We start from the raw sequence: 17,666 nt of genomic DNA, 5'->3' as shown, positions 1-17,666 counted from the left end.
CCGAAATCGAAATGATTTCCAATCCTTTTTTTCTAACAAATTTTTATTTATCAAGTTCGCCATTTGGAGTATAGGTGTAAACGACATTTTCTGGATCCTTGTCAGGCACAAAATCAACTTTTAAATCAAACCCAATAAAGAACCAACGGTCATTCTCATCAACGAAGTACGTAATTCCATCTTTCTTGGTTTCAGCATACGTTTCACCAGGAGTATCATCACGGGTTAATGCTAATGAAAATCCTTCATGAACAGGCGTTTTGCCATAAACTTTTCCATAGAATCGAACACCATTTCCTTCGCCAAGTCCCATCTCGGACTGGAACCATTTGCTTGCAGATTCAGTTACCTCAATTTTCATTGTTTTGCCACACTCCTCAGATCTCTACTTGTATTCGCTTACATTCGATTATAACATCATTGCCGAATTTCACAAACGATATGAAAATTAAATCAAGTAAAAATTCATTCAGGTAATGATGGGAAGTGCAGCAATGTTAGGCGTAACAGCGATTGTTTGATACAAAAAAGCCATTCAGGGGAAGGCTTCCCTTGAATGACTTTTTCACATAGTTAAGTTAGTTGTTATATACAAATACTATTATTCAACCTTGATAATTTTGACTTTCATCGTTCCTGCTGGAATTGGAATATCAACTTCTTCATTCAAGCGGTGACCAATAAGTCCTTTGGCAATTGGTGAATCATTTGAAATCTTGCCTGACATTGGATCAGCCTCGGCTGCCCCAACAATTTGGTAAGTTTCTGGATCTTCATCAGGCAATTCTTTGAAGGTAACCTTTTTTCCGACGGTTACCTCGTTCTTGTCACTTGCTTTTGAATCAATGATTTGGGCGTACTGCAACATATGCTCAACCGTTGTAATTCGGCTTTCAAGCATACTTTGCTCGTCCTTAGCTGACTCATATTCTGAGTTTTCAGATAAGTCCCCATAACTTCTTGCAATCTTAATACGTTCAACCACTTTAGGTCGTTGGTTAACCTTAAGGTCTTCCAATTCTTTCTTAAGTTTATCTCGACCTTCAGCAGTCATTGGATATGTGTCTTCAGCCATTTGGTAATTTCCCCTTTTATTTTAAATTGTTGAATCAAAATTGTTCTTAATTTCTTTGTTGCCACGGTGCATCAAGATGGATCGCATCTTAGTTGTCAAAAGATCAATGGCAACCTGATTTTCTCCACCTTCAGGTACGATTAAATCAGCGTAACGTTTCGTTGGTTCAACAAATTGATGATACATCGGCTTCACGGTCATTAAATACTGATGAATAATATTATCTAATGAACGACCGCGTTCCTTCGTATCCCGTTCAATTCTTCGAATCAAACGAATGTCATCATCTGTGTCAACAAATACCTTAATATCCATTAAATCACGTAATCGTTGATCGTCAAGGATCAAAATACCTTCTAGAATAATGACTTCTCGAGGATCCTGATGAATAGTGTCCGAACTTCGGGTAAATTGTTCGTAATCATACACCGGCTTTTCAATTGCTTCATAGTTAAGCAATTGCTTTAATTGATCAATTAGAAGATCGAAGTCAAAAGCCATTGGATGATCATAGTTAACCTTCTTTCGGTCGGTCATGCTCATATCATCTTGATTATTGTAATACGAATCCTGTTGAATGATCGTAATTGAATAGTTGGACAACTGGTCAAAAATCTTTCTGGCAACGGTTGTTTTCCCACTACCAGATCCACCGGTAATGCCGATCACTACCGGCCGTGTTTTATGATTTGCCATGTAAATATGAACCTCTCAATTAATTATTATCATCCGTATGCTTAGCAATCTGCTGCTGATGTTCAGCATAGGTCTTTGAGTAATATACTTTCTTGGTCTTGGTATTTGCAACAAAGTATAAATAGTTCTTGGATCTATCCAAAGGATGCAAAACGGCACTCATCGAACTGATGCTTGGACTGTCAAATGGGCCAGGTCCAAATCCAGTATATTTGTAAAGATTATATGGTGAATCATTCTGCAAATCTTTATTCGTCAAAGTCTTATTGTTCCGATGAATTGCGTATAGCACAGCGACATCTGATTGAAGCGGCATATTGATATCAATTCGGTTTAACAAAACACCAGCCATTTTACGACGGTCATTCTGGTTAACTCCCTCACGCTCGATCAAAGAAGACAGAGTCATAAATTGTTGCATATTCATCCCTGATTTTTTGATTTTTGCAAGATGTGGGATCACTATTTGATTTGTTTTGGCAACCATTTGTTCAACCAATGACTTCAATGATGTATTCTTCTCAACTTCATAAGTTGCAGGATACAAATACCCTTCAAGACGGTAACGAACGTGTTTGGCTTTCATTGCCGACTTCAACAAATTTGGATAACGGGCAGCTAATTGTTTGATATAAGCTTGATCCTTCATCAATTTGAGAAAGTCATGACGGGTGAAATCTGTATGAGCTGAAACCTGGGAAGCAATTTGATTAATATTTGCGCCTTCACGAACCAACACTTTACCCTTGGTACTTTGAATTGGCTGATCAGTGCCACCTTCTTGAAGACGGTGGGCAATTGCTTTCAGGCTCATTGACGGTTTCAGTTGGTAATAACCAGCTCTAAAGTTGGCCATGTTGTTGGATTTGACGTAATAGTCAAAAACCATCCCGCTTTTAACAATCTTTTGAGTCTGCAAAATTGATCCAATTTGTTTATTAGACGCGCCAAGTGGAATATGCACTTGTGTCACGTTGGTATCACGAGGGTTCATTGGTTTTAATGCATCCTGGAAATATCGGTATCCCATTAAGCCAATCGCTGCAGCTAAAATAATCAGTAAGGTAATTACAGAAATAATAATTCTTCGCCCGAGACTTTTATTGGGTTTGGGGTTTCGTCGACTTGAGTCATCGCTCATGAGAAGCTCCTCCTATCTTTTCAGTTTCATTATAGTTTCCAAATTACCTAATTTCTGCATTTAAGTCAGCTGTTAAACGTTTTTTAATCTTTTCAAAGGCTTTATTAACGACTTCATCCTTAAGGGTTTCTCGAGGATCAACGTACGTTAATGAATAAGCCATTGACTTTTTACCATCAGAAACATTCTCGCCTTCATAAACATCAAACAAACGAACGTTATTTAAGAACGCACCACCACGCTTATTCATGACTTGCATGATTTGGTCGTTGGTGACATCTTGGTCAACAACCAATGAAATATCACGCTTAATTGAAGGATATTTCGAAATTGGTTTGTATTGATCATCATCCTTAGGCAAGTCAATTAATTCCTGCATATTCAAATCAAATCCATAGGTTTCTTTGATCTTAAATTTCTTGGCGATTCTTGGATGAATTTGACCAAGGAATCCAATATAGTGACCATGAATTGAGATGTTAGCAGTCCGGCCTGGATGCATTTCTGGATATTGATCAGTCGCGGTGTATTCAATATCACCCTTAACGCCAAGGTTGAGCAGGAACTGATTAACAATCCCCTTCAACTGGAAGAAATCAATTGGTTGGACATGATTGTTCCACAATGGACTTGTGAAGTTACCTGTGATCACACCGGCCATATGTTCCACTTCTTCAGGACGAATTTGTTCGGCACTGTCTTTGTAGAAGACCCGACCAGATTCATAAAGGGCAACATCATTGACTTTGTGGGCGTGATTATAAGCAACATCGTCAAGCAAACCTGAAAGCATGTTCATTCTTAATACGGAATGGTCCTGAGTCATTGGCCAAAGCAATTTGGTTTCAAAACTCTTTCTCATCATGAACATTTTTGCTTTTTCAGCAGTCGTCAATGAATATGAAATTGCCTGGGTAAGTCCCAAGCCTTCCAAAGCAGTCCGTGATGCCCGTTGAAGTTTCTGGGTTGGTGTTAAAATGCCAATACTTTGACGGCCAGTTGGCAAAGTAGCTGGTAAGTTGTCGTAGCCGTAAATTCGGGCGACTTCTTCGTTCAAATCAGCATCTCTGAAGATATCCCAACGACGAGCAGGAATGGTAACGTTTAAACCATCTTCATGGGCTTCACTGGAAAATCCGAGCCGATCGAAAATATTTTTGATTTCTTCAGTGGTAAATGAAGTCCCCAGTACATGATTGGTTCGTTCAGCTGTGGTGAAGATTGTTGGCAATTCTGGATGATATTCAGTTGCAGTGACGGTTCCTTTGGCAATCTTACCGCCAGCAAGCTCTTTAATCATGCTTACGGCTTCGTCTACGGCGTCTTGGACACCATCGGGATTAATTCCCCGTTCGAATCGTTGTGAAGCTTCTGTATGCAAATTATGACGCTGAGCAGCCTTACGAATTCTGAATGAATCAAAAATGGCTGATTCAATGACGACGTTTGTCGTGCTTTCATCGATTTGAGTATTAAAACCACCCATAACACCGGCTAAGGCGATTGGCTTGTCATTATCAGCGATCACGATATCATCAGTCGTCAGCTCATGTTTGTCTTCATCAAGGGTCGTTAACTTTTCACCCTTGGCAGCCATCCGAACCTGGATGTTGCCATTAATCTTATCCTTATCAAATGAATGAAGAGGTTGACCGTACTTCAGCAAAATATAATTGGTGACATCAACCACGTTGTTAATTGGGCGAATGCCGGCATTCCACAGAACTATCTGCAGCCATGAAGGACTTGGCGCAACTTTAACGCCTTCAACAACCCGCAGCTTGTATGTTTTGGCAAGCTTTTCGTCAGCGGTTGCCTGAATCACTTGATTGGCATCAAGTGAATTGTCTTCATCAACAACCGGTTTTTTAATAGTTGGCTTTTGGTCATAAATGGCAGCCAGGTCATGAACAGTTCCCAAAATGCTCAACATATCACCACGGTTAGGGGTAACATCAAGATCAATAATTGGATCATCCATTCCCAAATATTTGTAAATCGGCTCGCCAACCGGAACATCATCATCAAAGACATAGATTCCGTCAGCCCATTCCTTTGGGACAACGTCTTTGCTGAAACCAATTTCGTCAAGTGCACAAATCATCCCTTGTGATTCAACACCACGCATCTTTGAACGCTTGATTTTAACGTTGCCGCCAATTCTGGAATTTGGTAAGGCAACAATAACCTTTTGATCTGCTGCGACGTTGGGAGCACCACAAACGATTTGTAATGGTTCATCTTCACCGACATCAACTTGGCAGATATGCAGATGGTCTGATTCCGGATGCTTGGTCATTGATAAAATATGACCGACAACCAACTTTTTGAGGCCATCTTCGGCGACAGTGACGGAGTCAACTTCAACTGCTGTCCGTTCGATCTTTTCAGCTAAATCTTTAGCGGGCAGATTCAAATCTAAATATTTTTTAAGCCATTTGTAAGAAACTTTCATTGTCTAATTACCCCTCTTACTGAATTGATTTAAGAAGCGGACATCATCGAGGTAGAAGTCACGAATGTCATCCACACCATATTTAAGCATTGCAAATCGGTCAGGGCCGACACCAAAGGCAAAACCGCCATACTTCTTTGAATCAACGCCAGCCATATCGAGCACATTAGGATGAACCATGCCGGCACCTAAAACTTCAATCCAGCCGGTATGCTTGCAGACGTCACAACCCTTTCCCATACAGTTAAAGCAGGTAACATCTACTTCAACAGAAGGTTCGGTAAATGGGAAATAACTTGGCCGTAAACGAATATCAAATTTATTTCCAAAAATGTTTTGGGCCATGGTAATTAACGTTCCCTTTAAATCAGCCATGGTCACGTGTTCATCAATGAAGAGTCCTTCAACTTGATGGAATTGATGTGAATGGGTTGGATCATCAGTATCACGACGGTAAACGATTCCTGGTGAGATCATCTTCAAAGGTCCCTTTGAGAAATCATGCTTTTCCAAAGCACGAGCCTGCATTGGTGAGGTTTGGGTTCTCATCAAGATCTCTTTGCTTATGTAAAAAGTATCCTGCATATCTCTTGCTGGATGGTTTTTAGGCAGGTTCATCATTTCAAAATTGTATTTGTCTTCTTCAACTTCAGGGCCTGAGAGAACTTCATAACCCATTCCCAGGAACAAATCGACAATTTGATCAATGATTTGTTGAATAACGTGCGGTTGACCTTGAGCAACCGGTTTGCCCGGCATCGTAACATCAATCTTTTCTGACGCTAATTTTGCATCCAGTGCAGCGTCTTCAAGCTTTTGGCGTTGATCGGCAACTGCTACGGTGATTGCATCACGAATTTTGTTGGCGTAACTACCGACTTCGGGACGTTCCTCAGGGGTTAAATCTTTGATTCCTCTAAGAGCAGCGGTGATGGGTCCCTTTTTACCAAGTAAATGGACTCGAATGTCGTTTAACTTCTTCAAGTCGTTGGTTTGCTCAATATCAGCAAGCCCTTTTTCTTTTATTTCTGTCAGTTGATCTCGCAGTGACATGGTATCCCTCCAGTTCTATTTTTAACCACAAAAAAAGCTTCGCCCAATAAGGGACGAAGCGACGCGGTACCACCCTAATTTGCTGTCCAAAGAGAACAACACACTTAAGACATCGTTAACGGTGATTAACCGGAAATTTTTTGTTTGACAACTCCCAATTTCAGCTCGAAAAATGAATTCGAGAAGACTTCCTACTCCGTTTTCACCAACCACGGAGTCTCTCAAATAGGAAATCAACCTACTACTTTTTTCTCAAACGCTTTACATTAGTGAATAATAAGCTAAAACAAAAAAATGGTCAAGCTACTTTTTAATGCTTGGATACCATTTTTCTGACCATGTATGAATTTCGTGCATGATCGGTGCTAATTCTTTGCCTTGCTCGGTCAATGAATATTCGATCAATGATGAGTCTTCATGTTCTGTTCGAACAACAACCCCATCGTCTTCAAGTTCTCTCAAGCGTTCAACCAAAACTCGATCACTGCACTTGGGGATTTGTCGGGCAATTTCACGAAAACGTAAAACCCCTTCTTGAAGTAAAACATCGATAATCAAGCCATTCCATTTTTTCCCGAGAAATGAAAATGTCTTCTCAAACTTCGGACATAAATAATAGTTAATTGCATCTTGCAATCCAATTGCCTGTCGCATTTAAAATCCCCCTCTCATACCATGATTCCAATTATTTTGTAGCAGATGTCCCAATAACTTGTTTCTTTAAATCTTCAAGTTTAACTTTAAGTGGACTCATGAATTCATGAACAGCTTCATAATCATCAACCAGAGAAACAATGACACTTTCTTCATACTTAGGCCGTGCAAGTGTCAGGCCCCACATATGCTTTAAAATGATGTCTTTTTCCATTGGTGATAATTTGGTAATCCGCTCGGCGTTTCGTAAGGCAACCCGTGGGTGAATAAATGCGTGAGAGCCTAAATCAAACTTAGTGGTTCTCCAATCGTAGAAAAACAGATCGTGGAGCAAACCAGCACGAGCAACGGCACGGTAATCTAAGCCCCTTCTTTTGGCAATCTTGTAACTGTCAAAAGAAACAGCAATTGAATGTTCAAGTCGAGTTGAGTGATGGTGTTGAGTATAGTTAGCCAATTTCTTAACCATATCAGTTGCCATCAGGTCAGAAACTATTTCACGATACTCAGAATCGTTTTTCCATTCATCCTTTTGCATGTAATACCCCTTTGTCTTTATTTATCAACATGATACTAGGTATTGCCCTAAATATCAATGAAAACGAACCTTATTTAACAAACTTGAAAAGTAATATTCCGGCAGCAACCGCCACATTCAATGATTCAGCCTCACCATTCATTGGAATATAAAGGTTTTGGTCGGTCTTCTTGAGAATCTCGGGATTAACCCCGTTACCTTCATTTCCCATAACCAGTGCAAATTGTTTGGTTGGTGTTATATCATAGTAAGAAATGGCCTGATCATTTAATTCGGTACCATAGGTTTTAATGCCGGCTTCTTTAAATGCGTCCATCCAATCAAGAATGTCACCTGTATAGAGCTTCATATGAAATTGACTGCCCTGCATTGAACGGACAACTTTGGGATTGTAAATGTCGGCAGAACCTTTACCAAAAACGATTCCATCAAGTCCGGCAGCATCCCCTGTTCGAACCATGGTTCCGATATTACCGGGATCTTGGATATTATCCAAAAGCATCCAGGCACCCTTCAAATCATCGGGAATCTTTTCATGATAGTCTTCGGTGTTCAAAACAGCGAAAACACCCTGGGGAGTTTCAGTCGATGAAATATGTTTGGCAATTTCCGGGGTAATCAGGAAAACCTCGGTGTCGTCATCAACGGGCAGGTCGCCCAAGTAGCTTTCATCAACGACCATTAATTGCTTGATGGCTTGACGATGACGAATCGCCTCGTCAACAATGTGCCATCCTTCAATGACATACTGACCGGACTTAACCCGGCCCTTCTTGGTTTGCATTTTGGTCCATTCTTTGACACGATTATTTTGGTTAGACGTAATTTTTTCAATATCCATACAAATCTCTCTTTTCTATATTAATAGGTGGTGAATAATTTGAACAACAAAAACCAAACGGTAAAAATGAATGCCTCTGGCCGCGTACAAGGCGTCGGCTTTCGCTGGGCAACCATCCAGATTGCCCAAGAGCTGAACATCTCCGGGTGGGTTAAAAACGAACGCAACGGCAGTGTCACAATTGTTGCCAGCGGCACTAACGAAAACCTGGAAAAATTCATCTCAAAAATCAAAAATTCCCCAACCCCGTTTGCTAAAGTAGAAAACCTTCACCTCAATTATATATCGAAAATTGTTGATAAAGGGTTTAATGTGAAATATTAAATTGAAAAGCGGTCAATAATCTAGTAAGATTGTTTTGTTTACGTACTAAGTTAAGAAAGGTCTTACTAATGAAAAAAATTAAACACATAACCACTCTTGGATTACTTTCCGGAATGGCCCTCCTTCTAAGTGGCTGTGTCCGCACAACAAAATCCGGGAAACCATACGGAGCGGTTTACGATTACCTTGCAAAACCAGCGCAGGGCATTATGGAATGGATTGCACAATTTGTCGGCAGTTATGGCTGGGCGATTATCGTCCTTACCGTAATCGTGCGAATGGTTTTATTACCTATCATGGTTCGGCAAATGAAGGCTTCAACCATTCAACAGGAAAAGATGCAGTTGATTCGACCACAAATGGCTGAACTGCAAAAACGCCAAAAGGCTGCTTCCACTCCTGAAGAACAGACTGCAGCCAGTCAGGCAATGATGGCATTATATAAGCAAAATGGCATTTCAATGACTGGTGGAATTGGTTGTTTGCCATTGATAATCCAAATGCCGATTTTTACTGCTTTGTATGCAGCAATTCGTTATTCACCAGAATTATCCCACACCGTCTTCATGGGAATTCGATTGGGACAATCAAGTTGGATTCTTGCGGTCTTGTCATTTGCTTCTTATTTGTTGCAAGGATACATCGCAATGCTGGGAACGCCGGCTGCCCAGAAGAAACAGATGGGTGCCATGATGCTGATGAGCCCAATTATGATTTTGGTATTTACACTGAGCGCACCAGCTGGATTAGGAATTTACTTCTTCATTGGCGGACTCTTCGCCTGTGTTCAAACCCTGATCATTAATATGTACCGGCCAAGGATTCGAAAGAATATTGCCAAAGAAAATGAAGGCCGAAAAAAGGTCACAGTAGAAGACTTGATGCCAAGTCCGAAGCCAGTTGCCAACGGCTCAAAACCATCCGAGCCAAATATCCATCAGCGTAATCGTCAACGAAATACTGGAAAACAGCAGGTTGACCGAAAGCCCCAAGAAACTAAAAAGGCTAAGTCAACACCTGTTCCTACACCAAGCAAACCTGTTAAGCCAAAAGCGAACCGACAACGAAATGCAGGTAAGCAGCAACGACATCACAAATCATAATCGATTAAAGATCACATCTAAGTTGATGTGATCTTTTTTGATTCATTTATCATTCAACAAAATAGTTTATTCAACCAATTGAGCGACAGAATGGTAATATTGTTATGTATATTTTTTAGGAAAAGAGCTGTTACATTTTATGAATCAACTATCCCTATTAATCATTTTGCTGGCGGCACTTGTCATCCCTTTGGCAATGGCTCGCTTCAAGATCACATTTCTTCCCACGGCCGTTGTAGAAATTATTGTGGGTGTTTTTCTTGGACCGTCTCTTTTTAATTGGATTACCGATTCCAATACCCTGGACATTCTGCAAAACGTCGGCGTTATCTTCCTGCTGTTTTTAAGTGGGATGGAAATTGATTTCAGCTTATTTAAAAAGAAGCCAACCAACCTTTCTCCACTGGCCCAAAAAGATGAGCAAAACCAACCCAAATACTCCGTTCTAAGAATTGCCGGAATGGGATATGCATCAATTGTTGCCATGTCATTTGGAATGGGCTACGTTTTAAAAATAAGCGGCTTGTTTTCGGACATTTGGTTGGCTGCTATTTTGTTCATGACAATTTCATTGGGCATTGTAATCGCCGGATTGAAGGAAAAGGAACTCCTCAGTAAGCCATTTGGCCAGGCAATTCTATTGATTGCTGCCCTTGGGGAAGTCGTCCCAATGATTGGCCTGACATTTTACGCATCGGCTTACAGTCCCCATTCCAAGTCATTGTGGTTGATTTTACTGATCTTAGTTGTAGCTGCCCTTTTGTTCTGGCGGTTTAAAGCATTCTTTCGATTCTTTGACCAAATCAATAAATCAACAACCCAGGTCGATATCCGCCTCTCATTTTTCATGATTGTCACCTTGGTGACCGTTGCCGAATCAGTTGGTGCCGAGGGAATTCTTGGTGCATTCTTAGCCGGAATCGTCATTAAATTGTTGGAACCCCACGAAGAAACCAAAGTCCGCCTCGATTCCATTGGATACGGGTTCTTCATTCCAATTTTCTTTATCATGAGTGGCGTTAACTTAAATCTTCGTACATTAATTACCAATCCTCAAACCCTGATGCTAATCCCGGTTATCTTCATTGGCTACATATTAGCAAAGGCTCTGATCTTTTTTGCATTGAAATTACGGTTCAAAAATACAAATGCGATTGCCGGGACTGCCATGTCAGTCACAACCATTACAGTTGTTTTGGCGGTTCTCCAAGTTGCCAGTCATTTAAACAGAATTACCAATCAACAGTCCGGCGCGTTTCTTCTCTCAGCAGTTCTAACCTGTGTCTTTGGCCCAATGATATTTAATAAGCTGTATTCTGCAGAAGCTGAAGACCTGAAGAAGTCCACCGTTCACTTTATTGGAACAAACTTGACCACCGTCCCCGTTGCCCAGCAGTTAGCCAAGGGATGGTACAAAGTGACGATGTATACGAATAATCAACACAATTACCGCGCCTTTAACAGTGAAACAACCATTCATCTATTAAAGAGTATGGATCCGAAGGTCATGATTGAAAATGGTGTCTTTGATGCCGATGTCGTGGTGCTTGGACAAATTAATTCCGAAAAGAATTATGAACTTGCCAAGATCGCGAAAAAGTACGGCGTTCCACGAGTCATTGTCAGATTTGAAGATCGCAATATCTTGGATGAACGCCGGGATGAGCTCAATTCATTAGGCGTTGAGCTGTACAATACTCCTGACGTTAATATCAGCATGCTGCGGTCATTAATTGAAGCTCCTTCAACGATGAGGATGATGACCTCAACGGAATCAAGTGTCTATGAAGTGGCCCTTAGAAACAGCCGTTACGCTGACATTCAAGTCCGTAACGTTCCATTTATCGACAAAATTACAATTACGCAAATCTATCGTGACAAACGATTCATCCGCCCATCCGGCGGCACATCATTGAAGCTTAACGACAGAATCATTTTTACCAGTAGTAAAACGGAAGCTCCCGAAGTTCGCAGAGAACTAGGGAAATTAAATTAGTATCCAAAAAAGCTGGTGCAATGTGAAATGAATTCATCTCACATGCACCAGCTTTTTTATTAACTATTGATTGTCTTTTGGATCTTCATGCTTGGAATTATCAGAGTCGGTTTGATCTGACTTTGAAGTGTCTAAAATTCCGTCTGGTAGTTTGTTATCCGATTGATTATCTTGAGATTCGCTAGATTCGGTAGATTCTTTTTCATCTGATTCAAGATCAGCTTCATCTGGCATATCCTGCATAATTGGTAAATTAACTTGGAAGATGGAACCATAACCCAATGAACTTTCAATTGAAATGTTTCCGTGATAAGCTTCGATCAATCGATGGGCGATTGAGAGTCCCAAACCGTTACCACCTTTGTCACGGCTACGGGCTTTATCAACCCGATAGAAACGGTTAAAGACCTTTTGCTTGTCTTCTTCGGAAATCCCTTCACCAAAGTCTTGAACAGCAATGTTCACCATTGCCATTGAAGTTGAGAGTGATAAATGAACTTCTTTTCGTTTGGTGGAATACTTAATCGCATTATCAAGAAGGATCACAAGAACCTGTTCCAAGTGATTACGATAAATTTTAACGTAAACATCATGGTCGGTATCATCATCAAAGGTAAACGTAAAGTCAGGGTGAATCATTTTGAAATCGTTGTAAACCTGAGCAAATACGTGATTAACATCGGTAATTTCTTCACCGTAATTAATTTCAATTTGTTCGGCACGAGAAAGATCCAGCATTTCAGAAACCAAACTCTTCATTCGGTTTGTTTCCTGAAGAGAAGCCTTCAAAGATTCCTCAAGGACTTCGGGATCATCTTTCCCCCATCTCAGCAGCATATCAATATGGCCTTGAATAACGGCGACAGGCGTCCTTAATTCATGGGAAACATCTTCAACAAATTGTTGCTGCTGATCAATATATCGTTGGGTCTGATCCAGCATCCCATTTAAAAGATCCGCCAAATCAGTTAATTCATCATTTGATTTCAATTCAGGAATTCGGGCATCGGAGTCCGGATCCGCTTTAACTTCATTAATGGTCTTTTGAATCTCATTAATCGGCCGTAACAACTCTTGAGCCAAAATGTAGGCGAAAAACATCGACAGCAAAACTGAAATTAAAACTAAAATAACTAAAATGACTAACAATTTGTTGGCAGTTGCTCGATAATTGTCCAGTTTGTCGGTGACTTGCGCATAACCGACAAGCGAGCCGTTTTTCTTGGATAACAGTGGTTCAGCACCAACCATTACCTGACGGCCATTTTGCCTGGTTGTAAATATTTTTCGCTTACTTGGTGAATAAAACTTAACCGCACCTTTTCGAGATTCAAACAATTCATTGCCGTGAACGTCATAGACATTCACTAAAATATTATCCCGAGAGAAATTCACAATCAACGAATTTGAATAAAGGTCGTTCCCATTGGCTTGGGTTACCTGATCATTGTCACTGGTAATCTTAGGCTTCAAATAATAGGCAACGTCACCCTTACTCAAAGGTGAGGAATAATTTGAAAGTCTTGATGACACGGTACTTAAAGTATTATCAATATGGGCGTGTTCCTGTTGAAGAAGCACATTTGTGAATCGGTTAAAAATTAGAACTGAGAAGATAACAACAATCGCCAAAACACCAATGGACGTAAAAAACGCCCACTTCCATTTTAGCGATGTCTTTCTTCTTTTTTGTTTCGTGTTGGATTGGGTCATGAACGCATCACGTACCCAGTACCTCTAACAGTTTGGATGTAACTATTTTCACCTGGACGATCAATCTTGTTTCGCAGGTATCGAATATAAACATCGACAACGTTGGTCTCAACTTCTGAGTCGTACCCCCATACCTTGGTAAGTAAAACGTCTCGAGCTAAAACAACGTCAACATTTTCCATCAAAGTTAACAAGAGTTCATATTCACGCTTTGTCAGATTAATGACCTCATCGCCACGACGAACAATCCGACTTTCCTTTTCAATGGTTAAGTCTTTAAAAGTAACGGATTTCTTGTTGCTTTTTTGTTGATCGTTCTCAATTTGAATTCGACGAAGCAAGGCACGAATTCGGGCCAATAATTCTTCAATTGCAAATGGTTTAACGATGTAGTCATCAGCGCCATGGTCAAAACCAGAAACTCGATCAATAACGGAATCCCGGGCAGTCATCATAATAATAGGTGTGTTTTTCTTTTCACGTAATCGACGGGCAACTTCCATCCCATTCAATTCCGGTAACATTAAATCAAGTAAAATAACATCAAAGTTTTCATCCAAGGCAGCTTGTAAACCGGTTCTTCCGTTTAATTCCACCTGGGTATCATAGCCTTCATGCTTTAATTCCAATTCAACGAATCGGGCTAAATTCTTTTCGTCTTCAATAATCAAAATTCGACTCATAAATGATCAGCTCTCCTATAACATATCTTAATTTATTTATTAGTAACGTAGAAACCTTTTAACATAACTCTCATTTTACCATAATTATGTGAGTTTAAGGCTTTAACTTTGAGAAAACTTATAAAACCACCCTCATTTGGAAATTATTTTCAATTAATCGACATTTGTGTAGATTTTCACTTGATAATGTAAGCGTTCCTGTTTATAATGTACTTGTTTGAAAATATATTACAAAAAGGATGAATAAACCTATGAAAGCTGCTGTTGTAAGAGATCCAGTCGATGGATATGTTGATATTAAAGATGTAAATTTACGCCCCATTCATGAAGGCGAAGCATTAGTAAAAGTTGAATATTGTGGTTTATGTCACACAGACCTTCACGTTGCTGAAGGAGATTTCGGTAAAGTTCCTGGCCGGATCATTGGTCACGAAGGTGTTGGTAAAGTTATTCAAGTTGCCGACGATGTTACCAATTTAAAGATTGGTGATCGTGTATCAATCGCTTGGTTCTATAGAGGCTGTGGCCATTGTGAGTATTGTATCACTGGTCGTGAAACCCTTTGCCGTAACGTTCAAAACTCAGGTTACACTGTTGATGGTGCAATGGCTGAAGAAGTTATTGTCCCTGCCGACTACGCCGTTAAAGTTCCTGAAGGCTTGGATCCTGTTGAAGCAACTTCATTAACATGTGCCGGTGTTACGATGTACAAGGCACTTAAAGTTGGTGATACCCGTCCTGGACAATGGGTTGAAGTTGTTGGTTGTGGAGGCTTGGGTAACCTTGCTGTTCAATACGCACACAACGTCTTTGGTGCTCATGTTGTTGCCGTTGATGGTAACGAACAAAAGCTTCAAGCAGCTAAGGATAACGGTGCTGATATTACTATCAACCGTCACGATCCAGATGTTGCTGAACAAATCCAAAAGAAGGTTGGCGGAGTTCATAACGCCCAAATCACTGCCGTTACAACTGACGCATTTACCACTTCTGTTAACGCATTGCGTCCAGATGGTAAGTTGGTTGCCGTTGCCCTTCCTAAAGGTGATATGGCATTGAATATTGACAAGACTGTTCTTGATGGTATTCAAGTTGCCGGTTCACTGGTTGGAACTCGTCAGGACCTCGCTGAAACATTCCAGTTTGGTGCTGAAGGTAAAGTTAAGCCAATCGTTCAAACTCGTCGTCTTGACGAAGTTAACGACATCATTGATGAAATGAAAGCTAACAAGATCGTTGGCCGAATGGTTGTTGATTTCACTAAATAATAATCGATATTAAATTTAGGGGCCCTCGCAAAATGATTGCGAAGGCCCCTCTTTTATGCTTAAAAAAGTGTACAAAAAAACCAATTTAGAATCCATGGCGTTCTAAATTGGTTATTTATTACTTCTTATCTTTGATAACTTTACGGCCTTTGTAAAAGCCTGATGGTGAAACGTGATGTGGCATGGTGTATTCACCGGTCTTAGGGTCGAGGCTCAAATTAGGAGTCGTCAACTTGATGTGACCGCGACGCATGCGCTTTCTAGCTTTAGAAGTTCTACGTGCTGGTGTAGCCATTGTTTTTCCCTCCTCGTAAAAATAAAATATCCACTAGTGAAATTTTAAGTCCAGCTATTTTGAATCGCGATTCTTAAAAAAGTTCTTCAATTCTGCCAGACGTGGATCAACAGTTTTTAACTCTGCCTTCTGTTTGCTGTAGTCATCGACTGTCATAACATCCCAGTCGTTACCACTTGGCATCTCTTTGCCCGCAATTTCTTCAGGAGACAGGACGTGCATAGGAATATGCAGTATCACATTATCAACAACGGCACTTTGCATATCCACCTGATCGTCTTCGCCAAGGACAAAGACAACATCATCTTTACCATATCGTGATTCCGCAGCTTTTGAAGGAACATAGAATTCCTCAACCGTAAAATCAAGTGGTAAATCAACTGGGGTCAGTGAACGTGATGACGGCACCACAAGCTTTCCAACTATGTGGGTGTCGATAATCACATCGCCCTGATCAGCAAATGCAGTTCCTTCAACATTAAAGTCAGATGCATCGATCACCTCGTCAGCATATCGATCAAGCAAATCATCTTTAATATGAAGCTTCTCATTGAATGTGAACGGATCAGTATCTGAGTACTTTTGCAAGTCTCTAAAGTACCATTTCAATGTAATTCCTCCAATGCAACAAAACTTATTATACCGGCAACAAATAGGCTTGTCAAGGTAATTTCCTTGATAGTCCTTTGGTGTTTATTCAAGAATTACCGGATGCCGATAAAAATCCTGTGAGGCACCATTAATCATTTGGGTCAACATTCCCCCACGGAAGTCCATTTGGATAAAATCAGCAACGACATCATCATTGATCTTCGTAATCAGCGGCCATTCAAGATCGCCTTTAATCTGGTTAAGGTATTTTTGCCCCTTGGCATTAAATCCTAGAAGGCGAATATATCCACCTGTCTGAAGCATATCACGACTGGCTGCATGCAGCAATACGTATGTGCACAGACGCTGAATTCGGGTGTATGTGTACCGTTTAGTCTTAACCAAATGAAGGAATTCTTGAAAGCTGGTCGCTTTGATGGCAGCCCTTTTCAGCCGATATTCAATGCCTTCAGTCATTTGATAAATTTGATGAAGATTTTCGACCGGATTCTCAACAAGCTCGAATCTTAAAAAAGGCCAGAAATCATTCCAATCCATCATATGATGATTGGCGATCACTTTTAAAGTACTTTCGGGAACAACGGGTTTAATCATTGAAAGATCATGATTCCCAATCGCCTTCCGAATGGCGGAAGCACTCGCGATGGACCCTTGATCACTAATTTCAGTGTCGTCATGGTTACTGCCGACACGCTGTAACGGGACCGTCCGAAGTGGCGATCCTGCTTCAAAATTAGCCTTGGCATAGCCAAATCCCAAAATGTCATTTGGTTGATTTAAACGAATCCCAGTCCGTTGAAAGAGATAATCTTGGAAAATCGAGGCGTACGGTCGATCAAAACGCTTAAAGCTCTCCTTATCCTTCGGTTGGTTATCAATGAGTTTTTGATAATCCATGGAAGGATGTTCCGCACCAAAAGCCAACCAGTCACATTTCAGGTGAGAAGCTAAATCAACCGCCCCTTTTGAAAACAGATGAGATGGCTGAACAGCAGAAAAAAGTGGCAGTTCAACGACCAAATCCACACCGCCAAGCAATGCCATCCTAGTTCGCTGCCACTTGTCAAAGGCTGCCGGTTCACCACGCTGCAGCCAATTTCCACTCATAATGGCCACACTCACATCGGCACCGGTGGTCTGTTTCGCCTGGCTCAACATATAGCGATGGCCATTATGAAAAGGATTATATTCTGAAACGATTCCGACTGCCCGAAGCATG

General features: G+C 40.7%; 18 protein-coding genes and 1 other annotated feature. Of the genes, 4 read left to right on the top strand and 14 right to left on the bottom strand.

Features of this window, described 5'->3' with window-relative positions; genetic code table 11:
- Nucleotides 1–43 precede the first annotated feature (43 nt).
- The 9 genes from LKE01_RS03945 to LKE01_RS03905 form a co-directional block, all read right to left on the bottom strand.
- Entirely contained in the window at nucleotides 44–361 is a 318-nt protein-coding gene (locus tag LKE01_RS03945) for a HesB/YadR/YfhF family protein (RefSeq protein WP_056981270.1), read from the bottom strand.
- Nucleotides 362–601: 240 nt separating this feature from the next.
- Nucleotides 602–1,075 (bottom strand): transcription elongation factor GreA, encoded by a 474-nt coding sequence (gene greA, locus LKE01_RS03940; RefSeq protein WP_056981269.1) that lies wholly within the window; start codon nucleotides 1,073–1,075, stop codon nucleotides 602–604.
- 21 nt (nucleotides 1,076–1,096) lie between these two features.
- Nucleotides 1,097–1,771: a uridine kinase gene (gene udk / locus LKE01_RS03935; protein WP_054769877.1), complete on the bottom strand. Its 675-nt coding sequence runs from the start codon at nucleotides 1,769–1,771 to the stop codon at nucleotides 1,097–1,099.
- A gap of 19 nt (nucleotides 1,772–1,790) precedes the next feature.
- Entirely contained in the window at nucleotides 1,791–2,912 is a 1,122-nt protein-coding gene (gene mltG, locus LKE01_RS03930; protein ID WP_054769876.1) for an endolytic transglycosylase MltG, read from the bottom strand.
- A gap of 43 nt (nucleotides 2,913–2,955) precedes the next feature.
- Complete coding sequence (pheT, locus tag LKE01_RS03925) at nucleotides 2,956–5,367, bottom strand: phenylalanine--tRNA ligase subunit beta (RefSeq protein ID WP_056981267.1); 2,412 nt, start codon at nucleotides 5,365–5,367, stop codon at nucleotides 2,956–2,958.
- A 3-nt stretch (nucleotides 5,368–5,370) separates the two neighbouring features.
- Nucleotides 5,371–6,420 carry a phenylalanine--tRNA ligase subunit alpha gene (gene pheS / locus LKE01_RS03920; protein ID WP_056981266.1) on the bottom strand — a complete coding sequence of 350 codons (1,050 nt, stop codon included), beginning with the start codon at nucleotides 6,418–6,420 and terminating at the stop codon, nucleotides 5,371–5,373.
- Nucleotides 6,421–6,466: 46 nt separating this feature from the next.
- Nucleotides 6,467–6,686, bottom strand: a binding site (T-box leader).
- A gap of 37 nt (nucleotides 6,687–6,723) precedes the next feature.
- A complete protein-coding gene (locus LKE01_RS03915; protein ID WP_054768968.1) occupies nucleotides 6,724–7,074 on the bottom strand; it encodes a winged helix-turn-helix transcriptional regulator in 351 nt (116 codons plus the stop codon).
- Nucleotides 7,075–7,105: 31 nt separating this feature from the next.
- Nucleotides 7,106–7,612 carry an HD domain-containing protein gene (locus LKE01_RS03910; protein ID WP_054768967.1) on the bottom strand — a complete coding sequence of 169 codons (507 nt, stop codon included), beginning with the start codon at nucleotides 7,610–7,612 and terminating at the stop codon, nucleotides 7,106–7,108.
- 70 nt (nucleotides 7,613–7,682) lie between these two features.
- The gene (locus tag LKE01_RS03905; protein WP_054768966.1) at nucleotides 7,683–8,453 is read right to left on the bottom strand and encodes a TrmH family RNA methyltransferase; all 771 of its coding nucleotides are present in this window, start codon (nucleotides 8,451–8,453) and stop codon (nucleotides 7,683–7,685) included.
- A gap of 39 nt (nucleotides 8,454–8,492) precedes the next feature.
- On the opposite strand from LKE01_RS03905, the gene LKE01_RS03900 reads away from it, so the two are divergent.
- The 3 genes from LKE01_RS03900 (at nucleotide 8,493) to LKE01_RS03890 (ending at nucleotide 11,876) form a co-directional block, all read left to right on the top strand.
- Nucleotides 8,493–8,777, top strand: a complete 285-nt coding sequence (locus LKE01_RS03900; RefSeq protein ID WP_054768965.1) for an acylphosphatase — start codon at nucleotides 8,493–8,495, stop codon at nucleotides 8,775–8,777.
- A gap of 68 nt (nucleotides 8,778–8,845) precedes the next feature.
- On the top strand, nucleotides 8,846–9,880 hold the full coding sequence (gene yidC, locus LKE01_RS03895; protein ID WP_056981265.1) for a membrane protein insertase YidC: 1,035 nt from the start codon (nucleotides 8,846–8,848) through the stop codon (nucleotides 9,878–9,880).
- Nucleotides 9,881–10,019: 139 nt separating this feature from the next.
- Complete coding sequence (locus LKE01_RS03890; RefSeq protein WP_056981263.1) at nucleotides 10,020–11,876, top strand: cation:proton antiporter family protein; 1,857 nt, start codon at nucleotides 10,020–10,022, stop codon at nucleotides 11,874–11,876.
- 63 nt (nucleotides 11,877–11,939) lie between these two features.
- Here the strand turns inward: LKE01_RS03890 and LKE01_RS03885 are convergent, their stop codons facing one another.
- Both LKE01_RS03885 and LKE01_RS03880 read right to left on the bottom strand, forming a co-directional pair.
- Entirely contained in the window at nucleotides 11,940–13,589 is a 1,650-nt protein-coding gene (locus LKE01_RS03885) for a HAMP domain-containing histidine kinase (RefSeq protein WP_054768964.1), read from the bottom strand.
- Nucleotides 13,586–14,272 carry a response regulator transcription factor gene (locus tag LKE01_RS03880; RefSeq protein WP_020280160.1) on the bottom strand — a complete coding sequence of 229 codons (687 nt, stop codon included), beginning with the start codon at nucleotides 14,270–14,272 and terminating at the stop codon, nucleotides 13,586–13,588. The genes LKE01_RS03885 and LKE01_RS03880 overlap by 4 nt, the downstream gene beginning before the upstream one ends.
- Nucleotides 14,273–14,523: 251 nt before the next feature.
- On the opposite strand from LKE01_RS03880, the gene adhP reads away from it, so the two are divergent.
- Entirely contained in the window at nucleotides 14,524–15,540 is a 1,017-nt protein-coding gene (adhP, locus tag LKE01_RS03875) for an alcohol dehydrogenase AdhP (protein WP_056981259.1), read from the top strand.
- Between the two features lie 118 nt (nucleotides 15,541–15,658).
- On the opposite strand, the gene rpmF is transcribed toward adhP, so the two are convergent.
- From rpmF to LKE01_RS03860, 3 genes are all read right to left on the bottom strand, one after another.
- Complete coding sequence (gene rpmF, locus LKE01_RS03870) at nucleotides 15,659–15,835, bottom strand: 50S ribosomal protein L32 (protein WP_054768963.1); 177 nt, start codon at nucleotides 15,833–15,835, stop codon at nucleotides 15,659–15,661.
- Between the two features lie 54 nt (nucleotides 15,836–15,889).
- Nucleotides 15,890–16,444 (bottom strand): DUF177 domain-containing protein, encoded by a 555-nt coding sequence (locus tag LKE01_RS03865; RefSeq protein ID WP_054768962.1) that lies wholly within the window; start codon nucleotides 16,442–16,444, stop codon nucleotides 15,890–15,892.
- A gap of 84 nt (nucleotides 16,445–16,528) precedes the next feature.
- Nucleotides 16,529–17,665, bottom strand: coding sequence for a nucleotidyltransferase (locus LKE01_RS03860; protein WP_056981257.1), 1,137 nt, complete (start codon nucleotides 17,663–17,665; stop codon nucleotides 16,529–16,531).
- Nucleotide 17,666 lies beyond the last annotated feature (1 nt).

It is taken from the genome of Lentilactobacillus kefiri (assembly GCF_007989105.1).
GTDB lineage: Bacteria > Bacillota > Bacilli > Lactobacillales > Lactobacillaceae > Lentilactobacillus > Lentilactobacillus kefiri.
The sequence above is the reverse complement of the archived record's forward strand: the minus strand, read 5'-3'. Positions and strand labels throughout refer to the sequence as shown.

Coding starts and splice junctions, on each gene's coding strand:
- LKE01_RS03860 (WP_056981257.1), bottom strand. CDS start 17,665: ATGCTTCGGGCAGTCGGAATCGTTTCAGAATATAATCCTTTTCATAAT.
- udk (WP_054769877.1), bottom strand. CDS start 1,771: ATGGCAAATCATAAAACACGGCCGGTAGTGATCGGCATTACCGGTGGA.
- pheS (WP_056981266.1), bottom strand. CDS start 6,420: ATGTCACTGCGAGATCAACTGACAGAAATAAAAGAAAAAGGGCTTGCT.
- adhP (WP_056981259.1), top strand. CDS start 14,524: ATGAAAGCTGCTGTTGTAAGAGATCCAGTCGATGGATATGTTGATATT.
- LKE01_RS03915 (WP_054768968.1), bottom strand. CDS start 7,074: ATGCGACAGGCAATTGGATTGCAAGATGCAATTAACTATTATTTATGT.
- LKE01_RS03885 (WP_054768964.1), bottom strand. CDS start 13,589: ATGACCCAATCCAACACGAAACAAAAAAGAAGAAAGACATCGCTAAAA.
- LKE01_RS03880 (WP_020280160.1), bottom strand. CDS start 14,272: ATGAGTCGAATTTTGATTATTGAAGACGAAAAGAATTTAGCCCGATTC.
- LKE01_RS03890 (WP_056981263.1), top strand. CDS start 10,020: ATGAATCAACTATCCCTATTAATCATTTTGCTGGCGGCACTTGTCATC.
- rpmF (WP_054768963.1), bottom strand. CDS start 15,835: ATGGCTACACCAGCACGTAGAACTTCTAAAGCTAGAAAGCGCATGCGT.
- LKE01_RS03905 (WP_054768966.1), bottom strand. CDS start 8,453: ATGGATATTGAAAAAATTACGTCTAACCAAAATAATCGTGTCAAAGAA.
- mltG (WP_054769876.1), bottom strand. CDS start 2,912: ATGAGCGATGACTCAAGTCGACGAAACCCCAAACCCAATAAAAGTCTC.
- yidC (WP_056981265.1), top strand. CDS start 8,846: ATGAAAAAAATTAAACACATAACCACTCTTGGATTACTTTCCGGAATG.
- LKE01_RS03910 (WP_054768967.1), bottom strand. CDS start 7,612: ATGCAAAAGGATGAATGGAAAAACGATTCTGAGTATCGTGAAATAGTT.
- greA (WP_056981269.1), bottom strand. CDS start 1,075: ATGGCTGAAGACACATATCCAATGACTGCTGAAGGTCGAGATAAACTT.
- pheT (WP_056981267.1), bottom strand. CDS start 5,367: ATGAAAGTTTCTTACAAATGGCTTAAAAAATATTTAGATTTGAATCTG.
- LKE01_RS03945 (WP_056981270.1), bottom strand. CDS start 361: ATGAAAATTGAGGTAACTGAATCTGCAAGCAAATGGTTCCAGTCCGAG.